At 67.0% G+C, this 25396-nt stretch carries 19 protein-coding genes and 1 tRNA gene; 8 read left to right on the forward strand and 12 right to left on the reverse strand.

The genetic code is table 11. The annotated features are described in order from the left end of the window. Both OK17_RS20550 and OK17_RS20555 read left to right on the forward strand, forming a co-directional pair. Positions 1-476: LysR substrate-binding domain-containing protein (locus OK17_RS20550; RefSeq protein WP_461418581.1), on the forward strand; the 476-nt coding region annotated here is incomplete at its 5' end. A 233-nt stretch (positions 477-709) separates the two neighbouring features. Next, complete coding sequence (locus tag OK17_RS20555; protein ID WP_461418582.1) at positions 710-1828, forward strand: serine hydrolase domain-containing protein; 1119 nt, start codon at positions 710-712, stop codon at positions 1826-1828. 9 nt (positions 1829-1837) lie between these two features. On the opposite strand, the gene OK17_RS20560 is transcribed toward OK17_RS20555, so the two are convergent. The 5 genes from OK17_RS20560 to OK17_RS20580 form a co-directional block, all read right to left on the reverse strand. Continuing rightward, positions 1838-2596: an NADPH-dependent F420 reductase gene (locus OK17_RS20560; protein WP_461418584.1), complete on the reverse strand. Its 759-nt coding sequence runs from the start codon at positions 2594-2596 to the stop codon at positions 1838-1840. Between the two features lie 31 nt (positions 2597-2627). Then, entirely contained in the window at positions 2628-3749 is a 1122-nt protein-coding gene (locus tag OK17_RS20565; protein WP_232717757.1) for a hypothetical protein, read from the reverse strand. A 90-nt stretch (positions 3750-3839) separates the two neighbouring features. Further along, positions 3840-5315, reverse strand: a complete 1476-nt coding sequence (locus OK17_RS20570) for a sodium:solute symporter family protein (RefSeq protein WP_232717758.1) — start codon at positions 5313-5315, stop codon at positions 3840-3842. Further along, entirely contained in the window at positions 5312-5443 is a 132-nt protein-coding gene (locus OK17_RS20575) for a hypothetical protein (RefSeq protein ID WP_255220633.1), read from the reverse strand. The genes OK17_RS20570 and OK17_RS20575 overlap by 4 nt, the downstream gene beginning before the upstream one ends. 431 nt (positions 5444-5874) lie before the next feature. Next, positions 5875-5948 (reverse strand) — tRNA-Gly (locus OK17_RS20580). Between the two features lie 157 nt (positions 5949-6105). On the opposite strand from OK17_RS20580, the gene OK17_RS20585 reads away from it, so the two are divergent. The 4 genes from OK17_RS20585 to OK17_RS20600 all read left to right on the forward strand — a co-directional run bounded on the left by OK17_RS20585 (position 6106) and on the right by OK17_RS20600 (position 11710). Further along, a complete protein-coding gene (locus OK17_RS20585) occupies positions 6106-7605 on the forward strand; it encodes an HNH endonuclease signature motif containing protein (protein ID WP_461418586.1) in 1500 nt (499 codons plus the stop codon). Between the two features lie 20 nt (positions 7606-7625). Next, positions 7626-8198, forward strand: a complete 573-nt coding sequence (dcd, locus tag OK17_RS20590; RefSeq protein WP_232717760.1) for a dCTP deaminase — start codon at positions 7626-7628, stop codon at positions 8196-8198. Between the two features lie 143 nt (positions 8199-8341). Then, on the forward strand, positions 8342-9778 hold the full coding sequence (locus OK17_RS20595; protein ID WP_461418587.1) for a UDP-glucose dehydrogenase family protein: 1437 nt from the start codon (positions 8342-8344) through the stop codon (positions 9776-9778). Between the two features lie 81 nt (positions 9779-9859). Further along, positions 9860-11710, forward strand: coding sequence for a hypothetical protein (locus tag OK17_RS20600; RefSeq protein WP_461418588.1), 1851 nt, complete (start codon positions 9860-9862; stop codon positions 11708-11710). A 70-nt stretch (positions 11711-11780) separates the two neighbouring features. Here OK17_RS20600 and OK17_RS20605 read toward each other — a convergent pair whose 3' ends face one another. Next, positions 11781-12371 carry a TetR/AcrR family transcriptional regulator gene (locus OK17_RS20605; RefSeq protein ID WP_461418589.1) on the reverse strand — a complete coding sequence of 197 codons (591 nt, stop codon included), beginning with the start codon at positions 12369-12371 and terminating at the stop codon, positions 11781-11783. A gap of 106 nt (positions 12372-12477) precedes the next feature. Between OK17_RS20605 and OK17_RS20610 the strand changes: the two genes are divergently transcribed. Further along, positions 12478-14076, forward strand: a complete 1599-nt coding sequence (locus tag OK17_RS20610) for a DHA2 family efflux MFS transporter permease subunit (RefSeq protein ID WP_461418590.1) — start codon at positions 12478-12480, stop codon at positions 14074-14076. Here the strand turns inward: OK17_RS20610 and OK17_RS20615 are convergent. The 6 genes from OK17_RS20615 to OK17_RS20640 form a co-directional block, all read right to left on the reverse strand. Then, on the reverse strand, positions 14038-15165 hold the full coding sequence (locus tag OK17_RS20615) for a PDR/VanB family oxidoreductase (RefSeq protein WP_232717765.1): 1128 nt from the start codon (positions 15163-15165) through the stop codon (positions 14038-14040). The two genes, OK17_RS20610 and OK17_RS20615, sit on opposite strands and share 39 nt — an antisense overlap. 9 nt (positions 15166-15174) lie before the next feature. After that, the gene (locus tag OK17_RS20620) at positions 15175-16086 is read right to left on the reverse strand and encodes a metal-dependent hydrolase (protein ID WP_461418591.1); all 912 of its coding nucleotides are present in this window, start codon (positions 16084-16086) and stop codon (positions 15175-15177) included. Then, positions 16083-17864 (reverse strand): SDR family oxidoreductase, encoded by a 1782-nt coding sequence (locus tag OK17_RS20625; protein WP_461418592.1) that lies wholly within the window; start codon positions 17862-17864, stop codon positions 16083-16085. Before OK17_RS20625 ends, OK17_RS20620 begins: the two co-directional genes overlap by 4 nt. A gap of 238 nt (positions 17865-18102) precedes the next feature. Continuing rightward, positions 18103-19356, reverse strand: a complete 1254-nt coding sequence (locus tag OK17_RS20630) for a pyridoxal phosphate-dependent aminotransferase (protein WP_006868898.1) — start codon at positions 19354-19356, stop codon at positions 18103-18105. A gap of 120 nt (positions 19357-19476) precedes the next feature. Beyond that, positions 19477-22992 carry a (Fe-S)-binding protein gene (locus OK17_RS20635; protein ID WP_461418593.1) on the reverse strand — a complete coding sequence of 1172 codons (3516 nt, stop codon included), beginning with the start codon at positions 22990-22992 and terminating at the stop codon, positions 19477-19479. A 240-nt stretch (positions 22993-23232) separates the two neighbouring features. Then, positions 23233-24606: a WS/DGAT/MGAT family O-acyltransferase gene (locus tag OK17_RS20640; RefSeq protein ID WP_461418594.1), complete on the reverse strand. Its 1374-nt coding sequence runs from the start codon at positions 24604-24606 to the stop codon at positions 23233-23235. Positions 24607-24845: 239 nt separating this feature from the next. Between OK17_RS20640 and OK17_RS20645 the strand changes: the two genes are divergently transcribed. Next, entirely contained in the window at positions 24846-25358 is a 513-nt protein-coding gene (locus tag OK17_RS20645) for a SanA/YdcF family protein (RefSeq protein ID WP_461418595.1), read from the forward strand. Positions 25359-25396 lie beyond the last annotated feature (38 nt).

The following is a 25396-nucleotide window of genomic DNA, read 5'->3' on the forward strand; positions in this document are numbered from 1 at the left end:
GCCGAGTAGCGCCGACCGAGCGTGGCGAGGACGCGGGTATTTCTGCCGGCCGAGTAGCGCCGACCGAGCGTAGCGAGGACGACGCGTATCGAGGCCCCGGCGCCGCCGTCGAGCACCGTCCGGAAACCACCGGCGACGCAATCGAACTCGTGGCCGCGGGCATCGGGGTCCTTCTGGTGCCCCAGTCGCTGGCGCGATTGCACCACCGCAAGGATCTCGTCTACCGCCCGGTCACCGACGCGCCGACCGGCACCGTCGGCCTGCTGTGGCCGGCCCCGACCACCGAACTCGCCGACGAGTTCATCGGGATCGTGCGCGGCCGCAAGGCGACATCGTCGAGGGGACAGTCCGAACCTGCGCCGAAACGGTCGGCCAAGGAGAAGGCCGCCGCGAAGCGTGCCGCGCGCGAAGCCGCGGGCAAGGTCCCGGGGAAGAGCGGTCGTAAGAAGCCCGGGGTGCGTCCGAAGCGGCGGTGACCGTTCCGGGCGTCTCCATGCGAGGAGTACGTCGTGGGTGCGGGACGCGTCGGCACCGCCGGTAGGGGGTCGCACATCGTGTCGGCCGGCGACACGGTTCGCGACCTCTGCGGCGAGAGAATCTCGGCTGTCGACGGGCGATTGGCGACTGACGGATCTCATACCAGGGATGGAGTACCCGCCTGTACTTTTGCGCGATGTGGCCGTCGGTCGCGCCCTCCTAGCGTTGGGGCATGCGCCTTCGCCCGGTTGTTCTGGTCCTCTGCGCCTTCGTGGTGTTCCTGTCCGGATGTCTGATCGCCTCATCGGGAACGGATGGGAGGGAACGGCGCCTGGACGCCGTCCGCGCCGACCTCGTCTCGCTGGTTGACACCGGGGCCGTCGGCGCGGTCGCCACACTCGGTGAGGACGGTGACGACGTCGTCGTGGCAGCGGGCTTCGTTGATCGCGATGAGGGAACGGCCATCCCCGACGACGAGCCGCAGCACGTTCGGGTGGGCAGCGTGACCAAGACCTTCACCGCGGCAATCGTGCTGCAGTTGGTCGGCGAGGGGCGGGTCGCCCTCGACCGGTCCATCGACACCTATCTGCCGGGGCTCATCGTCGGCGACGGTGTCGACGGCCGGGAGATCTCGGTGCGCCAGATTCTGGGACATCGCAGCGGTCTTCCCGAGATCACCGGCCGCCTAGGGGAGAACGAGCACACCGCGGCGCTCGAGGGTTACACCTACACGCCGACGCAGGAGATGGAGATCGCGCTTCGCGATCCGGCGCAGTTCCCGCCGGGCGCTCGATTCCAGTACACCAACACGAACTACCTGGTCGCGGGAATGCTGATCGAGGCCGTCACCGGACGCGAATACCGTGACGAGCTCGACGACCGGATTCTCGAACCGCTGGCGCTGCGGGACACCTACATGCCGAGGACCGGCGAAACCGGGCTTCGTGCACCGTATCTCGTCGGGTACGCGGCGGACGGTGGCGAGATCATCGACGTGACAGCGATGGAACCGTCGCTGCCATGGACGTCGGGCTCGCTGGTCAGCACGGGCGCGGACTTGAATCGATTCTATGCAGCGCTGGTCGCCGGAGAGGTGCTGCCCCTGGAACAGTTACGTCAGATGCTCGACGGCGTCGACATGGGGAACGACGACGGCATGTCCTACGGTCTCGGGGTCGGGTACACCGAGTTGCCCTGCGGCGCGCGGTTCGTCGGACACACCGGCAATGTGGTCGGCTTCACCACGATCACCGGTGCGACGTCCGACGGGCGCGCCGTGACCATCTCGCACACGGGTGAGTCAGCCGAACTCGAGATCGGTCCGGCGCTCACCCGTGCATTGTGCGATTGACCTACGTGCTCAGGCTGCGCGCCACTCCGGGGTGCGTTCCGGTGAGGCTTCCTTGAGCGCCGTGAGCGTGTCGTCGACGCCGAAGTCCTTGCCGTAGACGGGCGTTCCCGGCTGCTGACGCCACGACTCGGCGAGCGGTCCGGCGTCGACCGGGTCGAAACCGAGCTCGTCGACGATGGCGAACACGATCGTCTTGCCGTCCGGATCGTCGCCCGCGATCGGCAGTGCGATCCGACCCTCGGCGCCGTCCGGGAGACCCTTCTTGAGCAGGTGCTTCCAGTAGATCCCGTTGAACACCTTGTACACGGGCACACCGAGCTGCTCGGACACCCACACGCTCTCGGGAGTGCCGTTCTCGATGGCCTCGATCTTCCCGTCGCGCTGCTGCGGGTAGTAGTTGTTGGTCTCGATGACCGGTGCGCCCGGTTTGCGGGCGTCGAGGATGCCCGGGGCCAGGTCAGGTGTGTTCTTCTGCGGAATGGACACGATGACGAGATCGGCGTCCTCGGCTGCGTCCTTCGCCCACACGGCTGTAGCACCGGTTTCCTCGGCCAGGTCAGCAAGTGTCTCGGGCGCGCGCGAATTCGACACGCGGACCTCATGTCCCAGCTCGGTGAGTCGACGAGTCAGCGTTCCGCCGATGAATCCTGCTCCGATGATCCCGATCTTCATGCTGTACCTCTTCCGAAGATGTCGTTGACTCTTCGCGCAACGGTCGCCGGGGTGGGTGCATTCCCCGGGCCGGGGTTTGTGTGATCCGGGGATCAACAGGGGTGACGCAGTGTGTACGCCGAACGGGTCAGCGTCGGAGGGCGTCGACCAGCCTGCGCCACCCTGGGCGTCGGCCGAACTCTGCGAGTAGTTCTTCGGCGATGTCCGGCAGAACCAGTTCGTCGGGGATCAGCAGCACGTCGGTCGCGGTGCGTGGTGACACCTGCAGCGCGGTGCCCACTCGTTTCACTCGGTGGATCGACGTCCGGTCGATGGTCCGGTCATACGCGCCGAGACGCAGACGAATCCTGTCGGGTCCGTACTCGGCGGAGATCGTCGTTCCCGGTGCCACCGTCCGACGAAACCACCACCGACCGGCGAACGGTGTGAAGAACAGAACCGCCAGCAACACCAGCGCCGCCGCCAGAATGACCGCCACGACGTAGGCGCCGAAGTAGAGCAGGGCGACCAGCGGTACCAGCACGGCGGCGAAGGTCGCGGGGACAACAGGCCCTCTGCGTAGAGACCGTTGCAACCGGTCGGGGAGTCCGTCGTCGGCGACGCAGCTGATGTGCACGGTGCCGCCGTCGCGAACCACTGTGCGGTGCGCCGAGTATGAGATCGAGGACGGCGGCGGGGCGGTCGTGCGACGTCGGCCGAGGAGCGGCGGCCGTGGATCGAATCGGGCGAGCAGATGGTCGCGGACCTCGAGCGGCACCAGTTCGTTCGGGATGATCAACGTGGTGCCCATCCCTGCGATAGTCGTTGTCGCGGTACGTGTTCGGTGCTTGACCCACCGGACGCCCGATGCCGGCAGGGTCGACCGCGCGCCGACCCATCCGAACGAGATCTCGTGCGGTCCGAACTCGGCGGACACCTGTGTCCCCTCGGGGATCTTGAGTGCCCATTCGCGAGGTCCCGTCTGGTAGAGCAGCACCCAGGTGAGCACCGCCAGCATGACGAGGCCACCGACCACTCCGAGTAGCACGTAGGCGAGGACGACGGTAGCCGGCTCGTCGATCTCGCCGACGACCAGCGAGACTCCCGGAACGATGCACAGCGCCGGGATCAGCACGACCCACACGAGCCGTTGGTTCAGGTAATGCGTGCGGCCGATCCGGTCGGTCATCGCGCGGTCGGCGACGGCTTCCGTCCGGATCGTCGAACCGTCCCGGGAGAAGCTGCCGTATGAGGATGTTCCGCTCGGCATCTCACGATTGTGGACGGCGGGGTGAGCACATGACACAGCCGGGCTGCCGTGTCGCATTCTCTGCGAGACGACAGCCCGGCCGCGGGTCGATCACACCGTCGGAACGGCGACCGGTTGTTCCACCTCATCGGACTCATCGGACTGCGGCGTCGTCGACTCCGCCCGTCGGCCGTCCCACCACGATCCGACGATCATCGCGATGATCGCGCACACCACCGTGGGAACGATGCCGTGGAGCTCGATGACGCCCTGCTTGCGCAGGACCTCGAACACGATCAGCACGATGACGCCGACAACCATCGACGCCACGGCGCCGGTCTTCGACGCCCCCGGCCAGAGCAGGCCGATGAACAGCGGGACGAACAGTCCGGCGGCGAGCAGCGAAACGGCGTAGGACGCAAATGTGAGGATCAGCGGTAGCGGACTGAACGACATGTAGGTGGCCGTCGCCACCGCGAGTGCGCCGATCACGCCGGTCGAGATCCGGGCGAGCTTCAGTGCTTTCGCGTCGTCGTCGATCTTCCGCAGGGTGCACAGGATGTCGCGTCCGAAGTACACGCCCATCACGTGGAGCAGCGAGTCGGTCGTCGACATCACCGCGGAGATCAGACCGGTGAGCGCCAGTGCGGCAATCAGTGTGCCGCCGTGCGTCAGCAGGAATGACGGCAGTGCCGAGTCGCCGGTCATGGTCGGGTCGATGATGGCGATACCGATGCCGATGACCAGGATGGGCGCGTTCACCAGCCAGAAGGAGATGGCCGAACCCCAGCCGAGCACGAGTCGAGTGGTTCGGACGTCCGGGCAGGACAGGATGCGCTGCAGGTAATTCGGCATGCAGGCGACTCCGAGTCCCCACGAGAGGCCCCAGCCGAAGGCGAGCATCGCGCTCGGCACCGGGCCGCCGAGGAACTGCGACAGGCCGGGCCCGTCGCTCCAGCTCAGTCCGTCGCTGCCGACCTTGGTGATGACCAGGACGAGGGCGAGCAGGACTGCCGCCACGAGCACCACCAGCTGGAAGGCGTCGGTACGGGCGACGGCCTGCATACCGCCGGTGAGGGTGTAGAGCACGAAGATGGTGCCGACCACCAGGATCACGGCCCAGACCTTGAAACCGATCGTCGTGGAGAGCAGGATGCCGACCGCGAAGAGCTGGGCGATCAGGTACACGAAATAGGCGATGACGATGGTGCCGGCCGAGGTGACGCGAACCGTCTTGTCCCCGTACCGCTTTCCCAGCAACTCGGGAACACTCTCCGACGTGCGACCGGCCCGGTGGACCCGACTGGACAGGAGCACGAGGAACAACAATCCGCAGCCGAGGCCGACGAACGTGTACGGGACCAACGCGAGTCCCATGCCATTCGCCGAGCCGACCAGACCGATCACGGTCAGGGCGGAGACGTAAGTGGCGGTGAAAGTCATCGTGCCCAGGACCGGACCCATGTTCCGGCCGGCGACGCTGTAGTCCGACGACGTGCTGATCTTCTTGTTGCTACGTATTCCGACGACGAGGATCAGGACGAAGTAGACCGCGATCAGAATGGTGAAGACTGTCTGCAAACTCACTGGTCGGCGCCTTTCGACTTGACCCGGTCACGCCAGTTGAGGATGAGCGCTGCCGCCAGGGGCGCACCGCCGCCGAGCACCATGACGGCGATCGAGGCGGCAACGGCAGGAACGGACACTGAATCCATCCGGTGGCCTTCTTCCTAGATATTGAGATGATTGTGTACACCGAGGGCTGGTTGTACGACGGTCTCCTGCGCTCGACGTTGAGCGGGGTGAACGCTAAGTCCCTGATGGAGAACCTGATTACGAGTTCGTGAGGGTATCTTCGTCATGTAACGGCCGTGTGACACGCAACACTCTCACGTCGAACACGCTAGCCGGTTGTATACATCTCCGCAACGGGTAGAGATCGATTCGCAGGGTTGTCCAGGGCCTACCAGGGGGAATCGTCGCCGGCGGACCGGCTTTGGCCCGCAGGATCTGCCGAGCCGGACGGGGAAGTGTCGAGTCTGCATGCAGGATGACGTCGGACACCGAAGGGGACCTGAAATGTCATGCGCGCCAGATTGGTTGCTCGCGATATGCGCGGCGCCGTCCGAAGGCGCACCGGTACGTGTGGAGCCGATGACGGGAATCGAACCCGCGTATTCAGCTTGGGAAGCTGATGTTCTGCCATTGAACTACATCGGCGTGCGAGCGCTGGGCTCGCGACCGAAAGCCTAGCAAACCGGGGTCGGGGTCTTCGCGAGCGGCGCGAAAATTCTTCGCAGAACGGGTTGCGCACCTGCGGGGACGCACGTAGACTCGAACATAGTTTCGAGTTAGCCATGATGACGGGGGTTTGATCATGGCTTTCGGCGAGCCATCTGCACCACAACCACTTCTTCTCGACCAGTACGAGCGTCTGCACGCGCTGCTGGACGAGATCAGCGAGACGGCGTCCACCGCCTGTTCCGATACTGGCCTGCTCAAGGTCGCGATCGAGCATGAGCGCGCCGAGCGTCGCATGCTGTCACTCTTCGCTGACCACATGGTCGCCATCGACGAGCGCTCCGCTTACCGCAAGGCGGGCTGTCAGACGGTCACCAACTTCGTCACAAGCGTGCTCAACCGCAGGGGCGAGGCCAACCGACTCCTCAACCGTGTGTGGGCGATCGGCAGGTTCCCCGACATGCAAGGTGAAGTTCTTGAGCCGAGGTTTCCGGAAACCGCGAAAGGCGTTGCCGACGGCGGTATCTCGGGCAGAAACGTCGATGTCATCGTCGAGGTGATGCGTAAGATCCCGGCCGGCGTCGACACTGCAGACCGCGAAGCCGCGGAGGCGACGCTCGCCCATTACGCCCGCGAGTACGACCCGGCCTCGCTCCGCGAACTCGGCGCACGCATCCTCGCCCACCTCGACCCGGACGGCACTCTCACCGACGACCGAGACCGTGCACGCATGAGGGGCATGCGGCTCGGGCCGCAGGACGCACAATTGATGTCCAAACTGACGGCGACGCTCGACCCCAAGACGCGGGCCATGCTCGACGTCGTGCTGGCGGTGTGGGCAGCGCCCGGCATGAACAACCCCGACGATCCGTCGTCACCCATCGGAGATCCGGCAGAGGCCGACCCCGAAGCCCTCGCGGCGGCGGCCGAGCGTGACGACCGCTCGACCGAGAAACGCAACCACGACGCGTTCAGCGCACTGCTGCGCTGCGTCCTCGACGGCGGCGCCCTCGGCGGTTCTCACCACGGACTGCCACCGCACGTCATCGTCACTATCACCGAGTCGGCGCTCCGAGAGCGTGCCGGAGCTCCCGCGCGCACCGCAACAGGCGCACTGCTCCCGATCAAAGACGCCGTCGAGCTCGCCGCCGAGGCGCAGCAGCACCTGGAGGTCTTTCGAGACCACACCGCCGAGGTCCTCTACCTCGGGCGCTCGAAGCGTCTGGCATCCCGACCGCAGCGGATCGCCGCAGTGGGCCGCGACGGCGGCTGCACGTGCCCACGCTGCACCCGTTCGTCCTTCGACTGCGAACTCCACCACGTCATCGAGTGGGCCGCCGAGAACGGCCCCACCGACATCGACAACCTGACCACCACATGCGGCGCGCACAACCGGGCGGTCGGCACACGCGAGGACCAGTGGGCGACCACGATCGTCGCGGACGGGGTCGACGCAGGTCGCGTCATCTGGCATCCACCGCGATCACACCCGGATCAGACGCCACGGGTGAACCGCGCCCACCGCACCGACGAGGTACTCAGCCGGATGCGGGCCGACGCTCACCGGCGCCGGTTCGGCACGCGGGTCGAGGCAGACAAGGCGGGGCCGACGGATACCGCCGCAGATCCACCCTGACCATTCGATAACCTCGACACGTGCTGCTTTCCGACCGCGACATCCGCTCCGAGATCGCTGACGGGCGCCTCGCCATCGATCCATTCGACCCTGCGCTCGTCCAGCCCTCCAGCGTCGACGTCCGGCTCGACAGTCTGTTCCGCGTGTTCAACAACACCCGGTACACCCACATCGACCCGGCCCAACGCCAAGACGAACTCACCACCCTCGTCGAACCGACAGCGGGTGAGCCGTTCGTGTTGCACCCGGGTGAGTTCGTGCTGGGCTCCACTCTCGAGGTGTGCACCCTGCCCCACGACCTCGCCGGGCGCCTCGAAGGTAAGTCGTCGCTCGGTCGCCTCGGCCTCCTGACCCACTCGACCGCAGGCTTCATCGACCCCGGCTTCTCCGGCCACATCACCCTGGAACTCTCCAACGTGGCCAACCTCCCGATCACGCTGTGGCCAGGCATGAAGATCGGGCAGCTCTGCCTCATCCGCCTCAGCAGCCCGGCTGAGCACCCCTACGGCAGTGAAAAAGTCGGGTCGAAATACCAGGGACAACGCGGCCCCACCCCGTCCAAGGCGTACCTGAACTTCATCAAAAACGACTGACTGCGCGACAGGTTCCGATACGGCTCGTCGCAGGCTTCTCGCCTACCCAACCGGCGGCGGTCGACTGACGTTCACCCACCCGATCACCACCCGCCACGCAACGGTTGGTTGGCGGCAGGCCCACCTGGGTAATCGTTGCAACCATGAAGCTCACGGTGATCGGTTGCGGCTATCTCGGCGCGACGCACGCGGCCTGCATGGCCGAACTCGGACACGACGTCGTCGGTATCGACATCGACCCACAGAAGGTCAAACGCCTGCAGGCCGGTGACGTCCCGTTCTTCGAACCCGGGCTCGCCGACATCCTCCGCCGCAACCTCGACGCCGGCCGGTTGCGCTTCACCACCGACCACTCGGTAGCCGCCGACCACGCCTCGGTCCACTTCATCGGCGTCGGCACCCCGCAGGAGGTGCGCGGTCATCGCGCCGACCTGTCCCACGTCCACGCGGCAGTCGATGCACTTGTTCCCACGCTCCGGGGCAGACACGTTCTGATCGGCAAGTCCACCGTCCCCGTCGGCACGTGTGAGGAACTGTCGCAACGGATCTCGAACCTCTCGGCGCCGGGAGCCGAGATCGAGCTGTCATGGAGTCCGGAGTTCCTCCGCGAGGGCTTCGCCGTCGAGGACACCCTCTCGCCCGACCGTATGGTCCTCGGTGTCGGGCGACTCGTCGACGACCCGCAGGTCCCGCAGGCGGAATCCCTGGCCGGTCAGGTGGTCCGGGACATCTACCGCGAGGTCCTGGAAACCGGAATCCCGTTCATCGAGACCGACTGGGCCACTGCCGAACTCGTCAAGGTATCGGCCAATGCATTTCTCGCCACGAAGATCTCGTTCATCAACGCGATGAGCGAACTGTGTGAGATCGCCGGCGCCGACGTCGGCACGCTCGCCGACGCGATGGGGCACGACGCCCGGATCGGGCGACGATTCCTCAACGCAGGTTTGGGCTTTGGCGGAGGCTGCCTGCCCAAAGACATCCGTGCACTGACCGCCCGCGCCGATGAGATGGGTGCGCCGCGCGCAGTCGGGTTCCTGCGCGAGGTCGACGCCATCAACATGCGTCGACGCAGCGCCGCCGCGGAATTGGTTGCCGAAGCGCTCGGGGGAGAAGTCCTGGGCTGCAATGTCGCCGTACTCGGAACCGCATTCAAACCGGAAAGCGACGACGTGCGGGATTCGCCCGCTCTCGCCGTCGCCGGCCGTCTCGCGCTCGACGGCGCATCGGTCACCGTGTTCGACCCTCAGGCCATGGAGAACTCGCGCCGGGTACAGCCGATGTTGAGCTACGCCACCTCGGCACGCGCCGCGTGCGATCGAGCGGATGTTGTCGTGGTCACAACCGAATGGGCGGAGTTCGTGCACATGTCGCCGGACGAGCTCGCATCGGTGGTGCGGCACAAGCGCATCGTCGACGCCAGACGCTGCCTCGACTCGCAGGCCTGGCGGTCGGCGGGGTGGGACTACCGCGCGCTCGGCGGTCCCGTGCCCGCGCGAAAAACCGGGACAACCAGTTCGTTCACGCAGGTGAACGGCTCGCCGTCGAAAGCGGTTCCCTCCGTACACGTGTTAGGTTGAACCCCGCGATGTGATCAGGGGGGCACCTTCTCGCCGTGGGGGCGTGCTGGGCGAGGTGCACACAAGTGCAGGAATTATCAGATGACCGACACGGTGTTCGATTCGGCTGTGGGACCGGCCTCTGCGGCAGCAGAGCGCCCGGTGGAGCCCGCAGTGCTCGACGACGTGCGGTCCAAACTCCGTCTGCGCGGGCTGGACGGCGACGCTCGAGTGGTCCTCCTGGGACTCGACGGGAACGGATGCGTGTCGGTCGGACGCTTCGACACCTCCCGCGGCACCGTCGCCGACACCTATGCCGACGCCGCGCTCTCACTCAGAGCGCTCGATCGTGCCATCGCCGACCACCTGACCCGAATCGGCCGGGTCGAATCGCCCACCTCGCCCGAGTGGCAGGACGAACTCTTCGATCTCATCTCGCGCGGACGTGAACGACTGCAGGATTCCGATGGCACGTTTCTGATGGGACGCCAACACATTCGGTTGTTCCGGATGGCGCGGCGAGATGTCGAGGAGGCCGGTGGTGCGCTCATCGCACGCGGGGAGGATCTGGCTCGTGCGGCGGTGGCCGGCGCGCAGGCCCATGCAGTCGTCATCACCGACGGCCTCGGCGTGTGGCCCGGCCTCCGCGACGGGATCGCGAAAGCCGTACCGGTACCGGTCGTCGACGCCGCTCCCGGCCCGATGACGGCTCCGGTGCCAACCGGACCGCTCGACGGACCCCGGAACGAGTCCGAGCCAGAAGTGCCTGCCGCCGATCCCGGCGACAGGGCCGCCACCGACAACCCGCCGACGCCCGTCGGAGAACCTGCGGCCGACGCACCGGCGGAGGCACCGGTCGAAGCCGCCCCCGCACAGCCCGACGACCTGGAACCCGGCGTCAGCGACACAGATGCCGGCGCCGATCTCGCCGAACCCGATGAGCGTCTCCCTGACGCGACCGATGACACGAAGCATGCCGTCGCGGAGGACGGCGGCAGCGCTGATCCCGCAGAGGCCACCGCGACCTCCGACAGTCCGGACCCGGCCGAGCCGACACCCGGAGACGCCGAGCGAGGCGCGGTCGAACCCCCGGCATCCACGGCCGCAGAGGCAGCCGAGACCGCGGACCGCCGCGAAGCCGACACTGTCGACAGCAAGGTCGAGTCCGCTGCCGAAGGTGAGACCAGGGCCGAACCTGAACCTGTGGTCGCCGATTCGCCGGAGCTCTCCGCCGGCGAGGTCACCGACCAACTCGCCCCGGAGGTGGCCGGCACCACGCCGGACGACGCCCCCACCGAGAAACTCTCGCTGCCGTTCGCCCCGCATGCCGGAAACCCCGGTCGATCAGGCGATTTCCCGGTCATCGGTGTCGAGCAGAATCTCCAGTCGCCGGTCGCGCAACCGGTGGAATCAGGCCCCGCAACGGCTTTCGGCGCCCTGACAATGCATTCCGGGCCCACTCCGGTTCACGAAACCACTCCGGTTCACGAAACCGCGCCGGCCGACGAGCACACGCCCGAACCGGCCGTGTCGCCGCACGCGAACGTCCCTGTGCCGGAGTCGTATCCGCCCATCCCTCAGCCCGGTTCGACGCCGGCTGGTTCTCGGCGCACGGCGAAGCGGGTACTGGCCGGCGTGGCACTCGTCTGCGCGCTCGCTGTCATCGGAGTCGCGATGGCGCTGGCCGCGGGGAGTGACGACTCCTCGCCGGCGCCGGTTGCGGGTCCGACCACGCCGGCGACGACGGCACCGACCACCCAGGAGTACGCCGATCCGGCGATCTTCGCGGAGGCTCGTCAACCGGCGCAGCGTTACACGCCACCGCCACCGCCCGTGACGACCAACGAGCCGGCACCCTCACCACCACGGCCGCGGTCCCGCGCACCGCGGCCGCAGCGCGGCGTGACGATCCCGAACCCGATCCCCGGTCTCCCGCCGATCGTCCTGCCGTAACCGGGCGGGATCGACCAGGCGGAAATCAGTCGGGCGGGGACGACCAGGCGGGAATCGGTCGGGCACGCCGTCACTCGGCGGGCTGTGCCCGCAGTCCCCGCGCGATGAAATCCAGGACGTTCTCGTAGTTCGCGTCGGCTCCCACGTTCGGCGGCAGTGCACCCATGAGTTCCAGGCTGACCGCCCCGTGCACCGCCGACCACGTCTGCATCGCCAGCGTCGTCGGGTCGCCCGTCGCGACCACGCCCGCGACCTGCCCGTAGCGGATGACGTCGACCAATACCTCGAAGGCATGAGCCGCGACCTCGAGCTCAGGCGTGCACCGAGCGGAGAACATCAGCCCGTAGACGACCGGACTCGACGTGGCGAAGCGACGGTAGCCGCGCCCCGAGCTCCGCAGACGCGCGGACGGATCGTCGTCGCTGGCGGCCACCGCTCGGCCCAGCTCGGCGTAACCGTCGGTGACCAGCGCATCCAGCAGCCCGTCGCGGCCGTCGAAGTGGTTGTAGACGCCCATCGGCGCGACGTTCGCCTCGGCCGCCACCGCTCGGACGGTCAGCCCCGCCTCGCCATCCCGCTCGAGGATCGTGCGGCCGGCTCGGATCAGTGATGAACGGATCTCGGCGGCTGAGGTACGGGTGCGCGGCTTCGCGGGGGACATATTGACAATCTACTAGAACGGTGTTCTTCTTGGGTAGAACGTTGTTCTACAACAGTGGCACGGCGTTCCATATCCGAACTTTCGCTCGCGGAACAGGAGAATGCTGATGCGTACTGGACGTATGGGTTCACGCTGGTGGGCGCTCGGCGCCCTCAGCTTTGCCGAACTGCTGGTCATGATCGACAACACGATCGTCAACGTCGCCCTGCCGACGCTGGCCCGCGACCTCGATGCCGGGATCTCCGGCCTGCAATGGATCGTCGACGCCTACACGCTCGTGTTCGCCGGTCTCCTCCTGACCGGCGGCTATCTGGGCGACCGGTTCGGTCACCGGCGGATGCTCCTCACCGGTGTCATCGGCTTCATGGGGGTGTCCATCCTCGCGGCGTCGTCGCAGAACCTCGGTCAACTCATCGCTTCCCGTGGTGGTCTCGGGTTCTTTGCGGCACTGGTGTTCCCGGCGACACTGGCCATCATCACGACGATCTTCGTCGACGCCAAGGAACGGGCGACGGCCGTCGGTATCTGGGCCGCCGTCTCCGGTATCGCCGTCGCCATCGGCCCCGTGATGGGTGGCTGGTTGCTCGAGCACTTCTCGTGGACGTCGGTGTTCTGGGTCAACGTCCCGTTCGGACTGGCCGCGCTCGCCGTGATCCTCGCGGTGGTGCCCGGTACCCGACCGCTGGCGGTGCCTCGATTCGACGCCGTCGGGGTGGGTCTCTCGATCGCCGGCCTGGGATTGCTCACCTACACCCTGATCGAAGCGCCGCACGTCGGCTGGGGTGAGACCCGAACGGTCCTCGGAATCGTTGCCGCTCTGGCAATCCTCACCGTGTTCGTGGTGACCCAATTGCGAATCGCGCATCCCATCCTCGACGTGCGGCTGTTTGCCAACCGGCACTTCGCCACTGCCGCCGGGATGATCAGCGTCGCGTTCTTCGCTCTGTTCGGGTTCATCTTCCTGATCACCCAGTTCTTCCAGGCGGTCAAGGGCTACGGCCCGCTCGCTGCCGGTGTGAGGACCCTGCCGTTCGCGATCGTGATGGCGGTGCTGTCGCCGGTGGCGATGGTCCTCTCACACCGGTTCGGGGCGCGCTACGTCGCGGTGACGGGCGCCTTCCTCATGTCCGGCGGGTTCGCGCTTGTCGAGTTGTCCTCGCGCACATCGGGATACTGGGAACTGATCATCTGGGCGATGTCGCTGATGGCCGCCGGCCTGGCGTTCATCTCGGGCCCGTGCACGCAGCTCATCATGAACGCGCTGCGTCCCGAACAGGCAGGCGCGGGAAGCGCGGTCAACGACACCACCCGCGAGATCGGTGGCACCCTCGGCGTCGCGGTGCTCGGCTCGATCCTGACCTCTGCCTATGTCGCCGGCATCGGGGATCGGCTGTCGGGCAGCGGTTTACCCCGTGAGGTGGTCGCCACTGCGGAGCAGTCGGTGATGGCCGGGGTCGAGGTCGCCGGCCGCGTGCCCGCCGCGATGAGTGAAACGGTCCGCACCGCGGTCCAGGAAGTGTTCATGGATGGCCTGCACAACGCGGTGTGGGCGGTGGTGGCCATCACCGCCGCAGCCGGCGTGGCAGCCGTGTTCCTGCTGCGCGGCACGGTGGCGGGGAGGGACGCCTTCGAGACGCAAGCTCCGGATGCTCATCGGGGAGAGGCGTCAGAGATCGAGCGTGAGGTTCCCGCCGGCACTGCGTGAGACGCAGGTCAGCATGGTCCCGGCCTCGCGTTCGGGCTCGGTCAGGATGTTGTCGCGGTGATCGATGTCGCCGGACAACGTCCTGACCTTGCATGTGCCACAGAAGCCTTGCTGACACGAGTACGGCACGGACGGCATCACCCGACGGATCGCGGCGAGCGCCGACTCGTCGGCGGCGACCGGGACCTGCGCACCCGTGGACGCCAGCGTCACCGTGAACGGTGAACCGTTCTCCACCGGTGGCGGGCTGAAGCGCTCATAGTGCAGTTCGATGTCCGCGCGGTCGGCCAGATGGCGGCGGAGGTTCTCCAGCATCGGGACCGGTCCGCAGCAGTACACGGCGAGATCGGCATCGGAATCCGGTACCGCCCCGACCAGTTCCGGCATGGTCGGGAGGCCGTGCTGATCGTCGGTGCGGATGGTGATGCGGTCGCCGAACCTCGCGACCTCGTCGAGGAACGGGATCGAGTCGGCGGAGCGGCCGGTGTAGATCATCGACCAGTCCAGCCCGAAACGTTCCGCCACCGCGAGCATCGGCAGGATCGGGGTGATGCCGATCCCGGCGGCGATGAAACGAATCCGGCGAGCCGGTGAGCCATGGCCAGGGACGGCCATCGGAAAGGCGTTGCGCGGTCCCTTGATCGACACCACGTCCCCGACCCTCAGGGCGTCGTGGACCTCGATCGAACCGCCGCCGCCGTCGGGGATACGACGCACAGCGATGCGGTAGTGCTCGCGGTCGGCGGTGTCGCCGCAGAGCGAGTACTCGCGCATCCGTCCGGACGGCAGCAGCACGTCGATGTGGGCACCGGCATGCCACGGCGGCAGCATTCCGCCCTCGGCGGCGGCGAGCGTCAACGCGATCACGTTCTCGTCATGCGCGACGACCTCGCGATCCACGATGCGCACCTGCGTGGTCCCGGGGTTGACCGGTGCCGGCCTCAACGGGGACAACGGGCGCCACGCGGGCCACCAGGCTCGCATGAACGCGGTGCCCACGGTGAGGATCGGATCGTGTCGCCACCGCCCGTAGAGATGCGGGGGCGGTTGGGTCAGACTCGTCGAATGCGGATGTGCGCGTTGGTTCATCGGACTTCCTCAGGCGACGTTGCGCGCGGCCGGCGACGACGCGAGATAGGCGACGGCCTGGGCGGTGCTGCCGATCTGCTCGGGACGGAACCCGGGGCGGAAGTAACTGAAGGTGGAGAAGACGATGCTCCGCAGCGGCGGGAGCACATTGGCGCGCACCCCGCGGTGGAACTGCCACTTCTTCTGGATGTAGTTGTACGACACCGAGGTGTCCTGCTTCATGATGAACCGGTAACCGCGCTGCACCAGGAACAGCAGGATCGGCAGGACCACGAGCATGGCGCGTCCGCGCCGCAGGTAGCTGTCCCCGAAGTAGGCCGCGACATCGTGTGCGACCGCGCGGTGTTCCACTTCCTCCGCGCCGTGCCACATGAACAGGTCGGCCATCGTCGGGTGCGCTCCGGCCTCGACCCAGTTGTTGTTCAACGCGAAATCGCCGAGCACCGCGGTGTAATGCTCGAGCGCCGCGATCAGCCACAGCCGTTCGACGAGGTGCTTGTGTCGGGCCTCGGTGGAACCGCCCGTCGCCGGACCGAGAACCCGGCGGAAGATCCACTCCATCTGCAACTGATACGGGCGCGGATCGATGCCGTGGTGATCGAGGAACTCCCAAAGCACGTGATCATGGGCCTCGGCGTGCATGGCCTCCTGGCCGATGAAACCCCGCATCCGGGAGGCGAGTTCCTCGTCGGCGACCAGCGGCAGCGCCTCGTTGTAGGTCTGTACGAACCAGCGCTCACCCTCCGGCAGAAGGAGATTCAGGACGCTGATGAAGTTCGACGCCACGGGGTGACCGGGAATCCAGTGCAGGGGCACGTTGTCCCAGTCGAAGGCCACATTGCGGGCGTGTAGCTCGACGGGTCCGGGATCGGCCTGGTCGGTCTGGGACAGATCAATACGCGGGCGTTCGACGGTGCTCATCCGGTGACCTTCTGTCGGGCGCCGATGCGCGACAACCACGGCGCGAAACGGTAGATGCGATAGCCGACCTTCGCCTCGGGTGTCACCGGGACGACGGCCTTGTTGTGCTCGACGGCCGAGACGATTTCGGCCGCCACGCGATCGGGGGTGAAGCCTCGGCGCTGGTAGAAGCGGTCCAGGCGATCCCGTTGCGTCTGTTCGGAATCGGAGTCGAGGCCGGCGATCGGCGTGGACGACACGATGTTGGTGTCGACGATGCCCGGGCAGATGGCGCTGACGCCGATGCGGTGTTCGGCGAGTTCGGCCCGCAGCGACTCGGAGAAGAGCAGGACACCGGCCTTCGACGCCGAGTACAACCCGAGGCTGCGAGACGGCGTGAAGGCCGCCGCCGACGAGACGTTGACGATGTGCCCGCCGACCCCGCGTTCCACCATCTGCCGACCGAACTCTCGGCTCCCGGTGATGACGCCGCGCAGGTTGACGTCGAGGAGTCGGTCGACCTGCTCGTCGGTGGCGGCGAGAGCGCCACCGGCCAAGCCGATTCCGGCGTTGTTGATCACGACGTCGGGCACGCCGTGCTGCTCCCGGACCGTCGCGGCGAAGGACACGAACGCCTCGGTGTCGGAGACATCGAGGAGATAGGCGTGCGCGACCGCCCCGGCGACCTTGCAGGCCTGCTCGGTTTCGGCGGCGGTGTCGAGGTTCCGGTCGGCGAGAACGAGTTCGCAACCGCGTTCGGCGAGCAGAAGCGCGGTCTCCCGCCCGATACCGCTACCGGCGCCGGTGATCACCACCAACTTCCCGGCGAGGGGTTTCGGTTCGGCGAACACCCGCAACCGTTCGACGGTCGGCGGCGCGTCGGTGCCGGTCTGTGCGGCGAGGAAGTCGAGGACCGTCTCGGTCAGGTAGTCGGGGTGGGTGTACGGCAGCCAGTGGCCGGTGGGGGTGTCGCGTCGCCACAACTTCGCCGCATAGTCCGGGGTGTTTTCGTAGATGGCCGGGCGCAGGGCGATGTCGCGTTCGTTGACCACCTGCAGGACCGGCACCGTCGTCGGACGCGGCTCCGGACGGATCAGTTTCTGGCGGATGTTGGCGCGGTACAACGCGAGTCCGGTGATCATGTCGCGGCGCAGGGTTCCGGCGACCACGACGTTCTCCGGTGGCGTGCCCTCGACGGTGTGTAGGAACTGCTTCCACGCCCGCGGATTCCCGAGCGCGGTCAGCAGGGCGTTCGGGAGGACGGGGAGATGGAACAGTCCCGTGTAGGCCGACGAGAGCGATTGCGTCGCAATGGTTCGCACGCGGTGCGGCGTCGGTCGGGTCAATCCCTCACGGAGCAACTGGCCGAGATGGTCGAGATTCGGTCCGGAGACCGAGACGAAGGAGGCGATGCGGGTGTGCGCACGCGGCCGGCTCACGGCCTCCCATGCCTGCACCGAACCCCAGTCGTGGCCGACGACATGGACGGGAACATCGGGGCTCACCGCTTCGGCGACGGCGAAGAGGTCGTCGGCGAGTTCGGCCAACCGGTACGCGGCCACCTCGCTGGGACGATCGCTCTCGCCGAAGCCACGGCAGTCGTAGGCCACCACGTGGTATCTCTCGGCCAGTCGGGGCGCGATATGCGTCCAGAGGTGGTGGGTGTCGGGCCAGCCGTGAACCAGCAGGACCGTCGGATTTCCCGGGTCGCCCAGTTCGAAGGTCGCCAGCGTGACGCCGTCGCCGGACACCGTCCCCCGCCGCCACTCGGGCCGCCCCTGCACTGCCTGTTCGGACATCCGTGTCACCTCGCTGTAGACCCCGATTGGAGTTACACGTTACCAACGGTTACACAAATGTCTAGACCCTCGTGTGAACCCGTCTCACCGCGGATTCCACGTGCACACGGGCTGAAAACCGGCGGGGTACCAAAAAGGCCCGGGTCGGTAAGACCCGGGCCCTTCGAGACGGCCTTCCCCTTTGAGACGGCTTCCGCAAGCTTTGGGCCACCTCAGGGGGCGAGGTGGCCGAGCCTGATCACTGCCGGTAGGACGACAGGAAGTTACCGATCCGCTCGACGGCCTCCTTGAGGTCCCTCGACCACGGCAGCGTGACGATGCGGAAGTGGTTGGTGTCGCCGAGGTTGAACCCGCTGCCCTGCACGACGAGGATCTTCTCCTGCAGCAGGAGATCCTGGACGAACAACTCGTCGTTGTGGATCTCGTGCACCTCGGGATCGAGGCGCGGGAAGGCGTAGAGGGCGCCCTTGGGCTTCACGCAGCTGACGCCGGGGATCTCGTTGAGCTTCTCCCAGGTGACGTTGCGTTGTTCGAAGAGCCGGCCGCCGGGGGAGACGAGCGCGTCGATGGACTGATAACCGCCGAGCGCCACCTGAATGGCATGTTGCCCAGGCACATTCGCGCACAGTCGGGTGGAGGCGAGGATGCCCATGCCCTCGATGAAGCCCTTGGCGTGGTCCTTCGGTCCGGTCATCACGACCCAGCCGGCGCGGTACCCGCACACCCGGTACGCCTTCGACAGGCCGTTGAAGGTCAGGCACAGCAGATCGGGAGCCAACGACGCGACGTTCACGTGCTCGGCGTCGTCGTAGATGATCTTGTCGTAGATCTCGTCGGCCAGGATCAGCAGCGAATGCTGACGGGCCAGTTCGACGAGCTGCTGCAGGACTTCGCGTGAGTAGACCGCACCCGTCGGGTTGTTGGGGTTGATGATGACGATCGCCTTGGTGCGATCGGTGATCTTCGACGCGATGTCGGCGATGTCGGGGTTCCAGCCGTTCGCCTCGTCGCAGCGGTAGTGGACAGGGGTGCCGCCGGAGAGCGAGGTCATCGCCGTCCAGAGCGGGTAGTCCGGTGCCGGGATCAGGACCTCGTCGCCGTCGTTCAGCAGCGCCTGCATGGTCATCGTGATGAGCTCGGAGACACCGTTGCCCAGGATGACGTCGTCGACGTCGAAGAAGGGGAAGTCGGGGATCAGCTCGTACCGCGTGACCACCGAACGACGAGCGGACAGCACACCGGCGGACTCGGAGTATCCCTGCGAGTACGGGAGCGCATGGATCATGTCGCGCATGATCACGTCGGGTGCCTCGAACCCGAACAAAGCCGGGTTGCCGATGTTCAGCTTGAGGATGCGATGGCCCTCCGCCTCGAGCCGCTGCGCGTGCGCGTGTACGGGTCCGCGGATCTCGTAACACACGTTCTGCAGCTTGAGCGACTGCTCGAGCGGCTTGAGGTTCTGGTTCAGATGCGACACATGGGGCCTACTCACGGGTTCAATTGTCGCAGCCGGATGCAAATGGGTTTCCGCCAGTGCTGTCCGACCGTGGTCCAGCGCACGAAAAACGGGCCCCGACCGTGGTGGTCGGAGCCCGTTTCGGTACTGCTGTGACTACTTGTGGCCGGGCCGCTTCTTGCCGGCCGCGATGCCGAAGCCCTTGGCCTTCGACGCCCCGGTCTCGGCGATGGTCCGGGCGTCGCCCGAGCCGTTGTCCGACGGGGTCGGGACCTCGGTCCCGTTCGTCTCGGCCGGTGCCTCGGCCACCGGTGCTTCAGCTGCCGGTGCTTCAGCTGCCGGGGTCTCCTCGACCTCGGGTGCCTCGGCGGGCGCTTCGGCTTCCGGGGCTGCCTCGGGAGCGGGGGTGGCCTCTGCGGGGGCTGCAGCAGGTGCCGCGGCCTTCGGAGCGGCCTTGCTCGCGCCACCGGGGCGCTTCTTGCCCGCGGCCATGCCGAAGCCCTTGGCCTTGGCCGGCTTCTCCTCGGTCAGCACCGCAGCCGAACCGCCCTGGGGCGCCTCGGCCGCAGGCTCGGCCTCGGTTGCCGGTGCCTCGGCGGCCGGTGCCTCGGTCTCCGATGCCTCGGCGGCAGATGCCTCCGCGGCGGGAGCTGCTGCCGGAGCCTCCGCGGCCGGCTTGGGAGCGGCCTTGCCGATCCCGCCCGGACGCTTCTTGCCCGCAGCCATACCGAAGCCCTTGGCCTTGCCCGGCTTCTCTTCCGTCGCAGCAGCGACCGATGTGCCCGTCGCGGCAGCGACCGATGTGTCCGTGGCCGCGGTGGTCGCCGACTCGGTGTCGACGGTCGGGGCGGCATCGGGTGCCGACTCCGCCTCGTCGACCTTGTTCTCGGCGGGGGCGGTCACACCGGCGTCGGCTGCTGCCGCGTTCGGGGTGGCCGTCTTCTGCCCGGGACGCTTGCCCGCAGCCATGCCGAAGCCCTTGGCCTTGGCCGGCTTCGCCTCTGCCGGTGCCTCGGCCTTCACGGCCTCCGACGACTCGGCTTCGGCGGGTGCAGGAGCTGCGGACGCAGCAGGCTTGCTCGCCGCCGCGCCCGGCTTCTTGCCGCCCTTCATGCCGAAGCCCTTGGACGCGGGCTTCTTCTCGGCAGGAGCCTCCGCAGGCGCCTCGGTCTTGGCTGCGGCACCGGGCTTCTTGCCGCCCTTCATGCCCAGTCCGACCTTCGGCTTCGGAGCTGCCTCGGTGGTCGCCGTCGCGGTCGCGGCGGCTGCGGCCGGGACCTTCTCGGGCTCGGGTTCCGGCTCCGGCTCGGGAGCACTCGGACGCGGTCCGAGGTAACGGCCGCCGAGCTTGACCTCGGTCTTGCCGCGCTTCACCGAATCGAGGAGCAGCTGGGCGACGTCGACGACCTCGACCTTGCCTTCGGACTCGGTGCCACTGGTCCGGGCGGTCACGCCGTCGGTCAGCATCACGCGACAGAACGGACAGCCGGTCGCGACCTTCTTGACCTCGCCGGTGGTGTCGCTGTGTCCATTGGGCCCGCTCGCTGCGCTCCCGGCGCCCAGCGTGTCGAGCGCCTCGTCGACCCGGTCGATGTTGATGCGCTTGCCGATCTGCTCTTCCATCCACATGCGGGCACCACCGGCACCACAGCACATGGACCGTTCGCCGTGACGCGGCATCTCGGTGAGAGTCGATCCGGCCGCACCCATCAGTTCACGCGGGGCGTCGTAGACCTTGTTGTGACGGCCTAGGTAGCACGGGTCGTGGTAGGTGACGCCCTCGCCGAGCGGGGCGACCGGCACGAGGCGCTTCTCGCGGACCAGACGGTTCAGCAGCTGCGTGTGGTGGACGACCTCGTACTTGGCGCCCAGCTGCGGGTACTCGTTGCCCAGCGCGTTGAAGCAGTGTGCACAGGTGACGACGACCTTCTTGCGCTGCTCGGGAGCGGTCGAGAAGACCTCGCCCAGCATCTCGATGTTCTGCTGCGCGAGCATCTGGAAGAGGAACTCGTTGCCGGCGCGTCGTGCGGAGTCACCGGTACAGGTTTCGCCCTCGCCGAGGACCATGAAGTTGACCGCGGCCATGTCGAGGAGCTCGGCGACGGCCTTGGTGGTCTTCTTCGCGCGGTCCTCGTAGGCGCCGGCGCAACCGACCCAGAACAGGTACTCGAAGCCCTCGAACGACTCGACATCCTTGCCGAAGACCGGGATCTCGATGTCCATCTCGTCGATCCAGGCGGTCCGCGCGGAGGCGTTCTGACCCCACGGGTTGCCCTTGTTCTCGAGATTCTTGAACATGCCGGCCAGCTCGGTCGGGAAGTCCGACTCGATCAGCACCTGGTAGCGACGCATGTCGAGGATGTGGTCGACGTGCTCGATGTCGACCGGGCACTGCTCGACGCAGGCACCACAGGTGGTGCAGCTCCACAGGGTCTCGGTGTCGATGACCGCACCCAGCGCCTCGGGATCGAATTCACCGTCGGCCGACTCGATGCCCTCGCCGCCGCCGATCCGGCCCTTGGACTCGCCGACCAGCTGGCGGGAGGCCTCGGCACGTGCGGCCTCGGGGATCGCGTTGAGCTTGTCCTCGAGGACGTTGCCCTCGGCGTCGACCAGACCGACCTCGTCGCCGCCCATGTCCTTGCGGCCGCCGGCCAGCAGGTACGGGGCCTTGGCGTTGCCGTGGTCGCGCAGCGACATGATGAGCAGCTTCGGGGACAGCGGCTTGCCGGTGTTCCAGGCCGGACACTGCGACTGGCAGCGGCCACACTCGGTACAGGTGCTGAAGTCGAGCCAACCCTTCCAGGAGAAGTCCTCGATTTTGCCCGCACCGAAGGCGTCGACGTCCGGGTCGGCGGTCTCCATGTCGAGGACCTTGCCCTGGCTCATCATCGGCTTCGCGGCACCGAGGGCGACCCCGCCGTCCTGCTCGCGCTTGAAGTAGATGTTGAAGAAGGCCGAGAAGCGGTGCCACGCAACGCCCCAGTCGGTGTTCAGGCCGACGACGGCCAGCCACACCATGCCGCTCATCAGCTTGATGACCGCGAAAATCGACACCAGGGTCGGCGACGCGGGCAGGATCTTCGCCACGTTCATGGTGAAGAAGTCCGAGTAGGCGTTGGCGTGACCGTAGGTCGCGATCTTCGACGCCTTCACCAGGATCATGCCCAGACCCTCGAGCAGGACGACGGCCTCGACGAAGTAGGCCGCACCGAAGCGGGAGCCGGAGAACCGGGAGATGCGCTCGGGGACGCGCGGATGGTTGAGCTGGCGGATCACGATCAGGGTGATGATGCCGACCACGGTGCCGATGCCCAGCAGCTCGTCCCAGAGGTGCCACGCGAAGGTGTCACCGAAGACGGGCCAGTGGAAAGTCGGGTCGATCGACTGGCCGTAGGCCTCGAACCACAGCAGGGCGCCGCCCATGAAGCCGATCATGACCAGCCAGTGGGCCCAGCCCACCGTCCGGAACTTGACCATTCGGGTGTGGGCGATGAATTCCTTGATCATCGTCCCCAAGCGCGGAATCACCGGCCAGAATCGGGAACCGTCGACCTTCTGGCCGAGTTTGATCGTGCGGAACATCCGCACCACTCCGCCGAGGAACAGGTACCAACAGAAGAGGCTGATCACCGCTGCTGTGGTGCCGATGGCAATCGTCGTGGCTGTCACGGGCGCGTACCGGCCTTTCGTCTAGGTCGTCCCGCCACCGGAGGAAGCGCACAAAGTGCGCAGGGCTGCCCCCACGGAGCGGTGTACTACAGGTAACCGTAATTCTTCGCGCCGGTGGCGCGCTGCCAAGGTTGGCCTAATTCTTGCTGGTCTAAACTCACACCGAATGATACTCGCCAGTAACTTACTGTCGAGTCAGGGTGGGGAGGATCCCAAATCGCCCCTCGGGCCGCTCCGGGGTCAGCGGACGTGGGCCACTTTCTCGAGCTCCTCGAGGGCGGTGTCCAGGTGTGTCAGCAGTCGTTGCAGGCTCGGGACCTGCGCGCGAGCGCCGATCAGCCCGAAGTTGATGTGTTCGGCCGTGCTGGTCACCGTGATGTTCAACGCCAGGCCCTCCATCGCGATGGAGACCGGGTAGAGGCCGTCGAGTCGAGCACCATTCCAGTACAGGTGCTCCGACGGTCCCGGCACGTTGCTGATGATGATGTTGAACTGTGGCGGCACGTACTGGACGAAGCCGGGGATGGTCGCGAAGGCGAGCGGCGCGAAATTGGCCGCGCCGAGCGCGAGTGCCTGCAAGGGTTTCAGGCCGCGGACGACGTTCTTGGCCTGCCGGGCCGACGCGACGACCGAGTTCAGCCGGCGTTCGGGGTCGGGCTGGTCGGTGGCCAGGTCGACCATGATCGCGGTGACGGCGTTTCCGTCTTTCTCCTCGTCGGTGTGCATCGACACCGGCACCGCGGCGACCAGCGGGGAGTCGGGCAGAGCGTCCTGATCGACGAGGTATGACCGAAGTGCGCCCGAACACATCCCCACGACGACGTCGTTGAGTGTGATGTCCAGGGCGTCGGCGACCGCGCGCAGCCGACCGAGTTCCCATTGCTGGGCGGCGAACCGCCGCGCACTGCCGATCGCCACGTCCAGGATGGTTCGCGGCGCGCGGGACACCGGCGGCACAAAGTCCGGTTCCCGCACGCCGGCGAGTGCCACCTTGACGGCCGCCGGGCCGAGGCCGGCGATCTGTAGCCCGGTATCTGCGAGCCCGGACAGCCGTCCGCGCAACGACGTAGCCGGTCGGGGACGCTTCTGGCCGACGAGGGCCGGATCCCACGGCGCGGATGCGGATCTGTCGTCAGGGTCGGGCGAGAGCATGCGCTGCAGGAGGCGAAGTGCTGACACGCCGTCCACGATCGAGTGATGGATTTTGGTGTAGATCGCGACCCGGCCGTCCTCGAGCCCCTCGATGATGTGCAGCTCCCACATCGGGCGGTAACGGTCGAGAAGCGCGCCGTGACTGAGTGAGACGTATCGCAGCAGTTCCCGGATGCGCCCCGGCCTGGGGAGAACCGTGCGCCGGACGTGATAGTCGTAGTCGATCTCGGCGTCGTAGGCCCAGGCGAAGTTGCCCAGCATGGTGACCGGCGGGGCCGGGCGCTTGCGGAACAGCGGATGGACCTCGGCGCACGAGGAGAACGCCTCGAGGACCTCTTCGACGAGTTCGGTCGCCGACTGGCCCTCGCGCGGCACGAACAGTTGAAGCCCGCCGACGTGCATCGGCTGCTCACGTGTCTCGGCGAGGAGGAACATCGACGAGGTCACCGGCATGTACTGCATGCACACTCTCTTCCACGGTTGTCGGATGCGCGGGTGTCGGATACGCGTCGGGGCTGAGCGCAGCAGATGAGTTCAGTATCGGTCCGGCGTCACGGGAGCGGCGTCGAATGGTGATCTTGGGTGAGATGCGTTCGTACACCTAGGTTGTACAGGTGAGGTCCGCCGCTAGTCTCGTCGCACCGGTGTTGCTGGTGGTGCTGTTGGTCGTCGAACTGTGGATCACCGTTGCGGCCACCTGGATGTACGTCGTGGCCGGTGGCCGGGTTCTCGACGCCGAGCAGGTGCCGCACGGGTCGACGCTACTGGTGCTCGGTTCACTGGTGGAGGACGGCGTTCCCGGTGACTATGTCCGCGGCCGGCTGGACGTCGCGGCCGAGCTGTACCGGGATGGGCGAGTCGTACTAATCATCAACTCCGGCAACGGTTCTCCCGTTGCCGGCGACGAACCGGCGGTGATGCGGAGCCATCTCGAAGCTGCGGGGGTCCCGGCGCAGGTCATGGTCGACGACCCGCTGGGACTCGACACCGCGGCGAGCTGCCGTCGCGCCCGGGAGGTGTTCGGCGCGGAGGGGTTGGTCATCGTCACGCAGGACTTCCATCTCGAGCGTGCCATCGCGCTATGCCGCGGTGAGGGCGTCGATGCCCGCGGCGTCGAAGCCGAATGTGATTGCCCCACATGGACACTGGTGCGCAATCACATCCGCGAGGCGGTGTTCGCCGGCCCGAAGGCGGTGCTCAGCCGGATAAGCTGAGAGCTGGCTTCGATACGGCTCGTCGCAGGCTCCTCGCC

The organism is Gordonia sp. GN26 (assembly GCF_054823965.1).